Here is a 3,605-nt window from a genome sequence, read left to right as displayed (position 1 = left end):
GTCGGGCTACGGCTACGTGCCCCTGCTGCTGCCGATCCTCGGGCTCTGGTGGATCAGGCACACTCGAGCGCTCTGACGCGGTGGTCCCAATCTGACCCCAGCGAATTCGCATTGGTCGCAACACGGCGCGGTATCGATGCTCAGTTCAGAAGCATCCGGGCAGGCCGGGAAGTCACAAGATAAGGACTTTGCCTGATGTCCGAGCCGTGCCGTCCCGGCACGATTTGAGGTGTCAGCACAACAACTCACGAGCCAAAGGATCACGTCATGTCACAGTCCAGTTCCTTCTCCGCCACGCACCTGTCAACTCGTCGCTCGAGCTCCACCCGCGTGGCCGGAGCGGCCGTCGCCCTGCTCCTCGCGCTCGGTCTCGCGACCGCGAGCAGCTCGGCCGGCTCCGACACGGCAGGCAAGAAGTTCGGCCCAAAGGTGTGCCTCGACTGCCGAGGCTGATGGTAGGTCTGTCTGTCGCCCGACCTAACGGTCAACGAGGCCCTCGCGGTGCAGCATCGCCGCGACCTCGGTACGGTTCTGCACGCCGAGCTTCATGATGATCCGCGACACGTGCACGCTTGCCGTCTTCGGGGACATGAACAAAGAGGTGGCGATCTGTTGGTTGGTCCGCCCGATCGCGATCAGACCGGCGACCTCCATCTCACGTGCGGTCAGGCTGGGGAGACCTGGCGCGTCGGCCGTCTCCGCCCCGGACGGGAGGCGGAGGCGGCCTCGCCCGGCCAGGCGCTGCACGTGCAGCAGGCTCGGAGCCGCACCGAGGGGCAGCAGCAGAGCCTGTGCGAGCTCCAGTTCGTGGCGAGCCGCTCTGGTCGTGACCCGGTGCTCACCTCGCACTCCTTCGCCGTGATGTGGGAGCAGCACGTCAGCCCGACGCAACCGCGCGCTTGCCTCACGTAGGGGCATGCGGAGCCGTTCCCACCGAGTGGCCACGTCGAGCCAGTGGTCGGCGTCGTCCCGACCGGCAGCACGCTCGAGGTGGGCGTGTACGTCGCCAAGCCAGGCCTCGCCCAGTTCTGCGACACGGTCGACCTGGGTCGCGCCATCCGACACCAGTCGCGCCCAGGCCTGCTGCTCCGTGGTGGTCTCGCCCGGGAGGTGCGCCAGCTGCGCGGCCAGCAGGACTACCGGCCAGAGCACCCCAGCGTCGTCGGCCAGCCCGGGTGAGGTGAGCACCGGGTACAGGTGCTGGCGCGCCCGTCGTACCTCCCCCGTCGACTGCGCCAGGCACGCGGCGGCGAGGTAGGGCTGGAACTTGTAGGTGAGCGGCTCACTGGCTACCTCGAGCGCCGGGAGGTCCTCGACGCACAGCGCGATGACTCTCCGGGCCTCGGCGTGGCGACCCTGCCAGGCAGCGATCAGCGCTATCCCTCCGGCGCTCTCACCGATCGGCCACCAGTCCGCGTGGCGCTCGTGCACGGCAAACAGCTCGTGGGCGCGGTCCCAACCCCCTCCGTGTACTCGCGCCAGGATCAGGTTCTGCGCCAACGCGACCCACGCGCCACGCGCGGCCTCGACCGGTCCGAGTCGAGCCAATGCCCGTTCGCCATGGTCCACGGCCGCGGCCACCCGACCGAGGATCACCAGGCTGCTCACGACGTTGGCGGTCGCCCTGTGCCGCTCCCGGGGTTGGGTGCCCTCCGGGGCCGATTCAGCCTCACGTTCGCGGGCCAACGCCTCGTCGTACCGCCGTTGGCGGAGCAGGAGGTAACCGTGGGCGTGCAGCGCCAGGACGGACACCGAACTCTCGGCGTCGAACGCAGCGTCGAACCCACCCATCAGTTCTTGGATGCGGTCTGAGACGTCAGCTGGGAGGGCGCGGTTCAGGAGCGTACCGATCAGTCCCAGAAGCATCGGCGAGGGTCGGATGTCGCGATGGCTCAACACGTCTCGCGTGAGACTCAGGACCTGCTCCCACGTCAACGAACCCACGGCTCGGGGTGGCAGCCCCACGCCCTGGGGCAACGGTTGGAGGTAGCGGCGCACCTCCAGCCAGAGCAGCCGCACCCCCTGTGGGGGAGGGCTGGTCGTCAGCTCTGCGGCGATGAGAGAGTGGCAAGGCAGCACTTCACCGGACGCCCGCAGGGCCCAGAAGAGCGACATCACCAAGGTGTCGCGGTCGAGTCCGGTGGCGGCCGCCGGGTCTTCCACGCTCGACCACAGCTCCATGACCCGCGACCAGTGCGCCGCGGCTTCCTGGGTCGCCTCGAGCTCGGTGGCCGTTCGGGCGGCCGCCACCGAGCACACCATCGCACGCTGCGCGTCTCCTGCGTGGTACCAATGATGGGCCAACGAGCTCGTGCGAGAGGCGTCGACGGGGGCGTAGTCCTCCAGCCATGCCGCCCACTCGCGGTGCCAGGTCTCGCGGCTCAGATCGGTCAGGGCCTCCTCTATCGCCCGGCAGACGATCGCGTGGTGCAGGCGGTAGCGCCCCCCGCCGAGCGGCTCCAGCAGCCTGACCTCGCAAGCGTGGTGCACCGCCTCTCGGACGTCCTGCTCCGTCAGGCCAGTGACCGCAGCGAGACTGAGGCGGTCGACCGGCAGCCCGCGAACCGCGGCCGCCTCGAGCACCCGCCGGGTCGGCAGGGTCAGGACCGCCTGGCGGGCGGCGACCGAGGCGGCGATGCTGGAGGGCAACCGGCCGGACGGGGTGTCGATGTCAGCTACCAGGGCCTCGAGGAACAGGGGGACGCCTTGGGCCAGAGTGGTGATCCGACTCACCGTCAGAGCAGACAACGACCCGTCACGAACCCCACGCAGGTAGGCCGCTACCTGCTCGTCGGTCAGCGGTCGCAGGGTGACGAGATCCCCCCTCCCGTGCCCGGGGACGAGACCGGTCAAGCCGGCGATGTGCTGCGCTCCGCGCCCCGCCCGGTCGACCGGCGGGCGGGTGGTAGCCAGGAACAGAAACCGGTCGGTGGGCGGGGATGTCGCGAGCAGGGTCAGCAGGTCGAGCGAGGGCTCATCAGCCCAGTGCAGGTCCTCGACCACCAAGCAGACCAGACCGACGCTACCGATCTCGCAGATGAGGCTCTGAAAGCCGGCGAGCAGGGCGAGGCGGTCCAGGGCCGTGCCGTCCGGGACCTCGGCGAGCGCGGGGTGGATGAGGGCCAGAGCAGTGATCGTGCGGCGGTCCAGGCCCCGCAGACGGTCCACGCCCACGTGGGCGATGAGTCGGTCCAAGACGCCGGCGGCGACGCCGTACGGGATGCTGCCACCCGCCAGGTCTGTGCCATGCCCGACTGCTACGACCGGTGGCGCACCCGGTGCCTCCGAGTCAGCGTCGGGCCCACCCACGCCGAGGCGGTCGGCTACTTCTTGCAGCAGCCGCGTCTTGCCCAGACCGGGCTCGCCCTCGATGACGACAACGGCGGGACTTCCGCAGCGCGCCCGTTCCGCCGCGTCGAGGACGATCCCGAGCTCACGCTCACGCCCGACGAGACCCTCCACGCCACCCGCGCCAGCCATGCCCCATGATGACGGATGTGCTGCCTGACTGCCTCCCTGCTGGGCCGGCGCAGCCACCAGGTGGAGTCGAGCGTGGTCGGGCGAGCGCCGTTGCGCCGATAGGGTGGCGCGCATGAACGCCGAGA

At 69.9% G+C, this 3,605-nt stretch carries 2 protein-coding genes; one reads left to right on the top strand and one right to left on the bottom strand.

What is annotated here, in order from left to right; translation table 11 throughout:
* Nucleotides 1-267: 267 nt before the first annotated feature.
* Complete coding sequence (locus tag L0H79_RS21425) at nt 268-453, top strand: hypothetical protein (RefSeq protein ID WP_301486750.1); 186 nt, start codon at nt 268-270, stop codon at nt 451-453.
* A 24-nt stretch (nt 454-477) separates the two neighbouring features.
* Here the strand turns inward: L0H79_RS21425 and L0H79_RS21420 are convergent, their stop codons facing one another.
* A complete protein-coding gene (locus L0H79_RS21420) occupies nt 478-3,480 on the bottom strand; it encodes a LuxR family transcriptional regulator (RefSeq protein ID WP_301486749.1) in 3,003 nt (1,000 codons plus the stop codon).
* Nucleotides 3,481-3,605 lie beyond the last annotated feature (125 nt).

Origin of the sequence: Intrasporangium sp. (assembly GCF_030452765.1) — a bacterium.
Taxonomy (GTDB): domain Bacteria; phylum Actinomycetota; class Actinomycetes; order Actinomycetales; family Dermatophilaceae; genus Intrasporangium_A.
This window is presented reverse-complemented; position numbering and strand designations above follow the sequence as displayed.

Bases quoted from the DNA above. Each gene is read 5' to 3' on its own strand.
- L0H79_RS21425 (WP_301486750.1), top strand. From the start codon at position 268: ATGTCACAGTCCAGTTCCTTCTCCGCCACGCACCTGTCAACTCGTCGC.
- L0H79_RS21420 (WP_301486749.1), bottom strand. From the start codon at position 3,480: ATGGCTGGCGCGGGTGGCGTGGAGGGTCTCGTCGGGCGTGAGCGTGAG.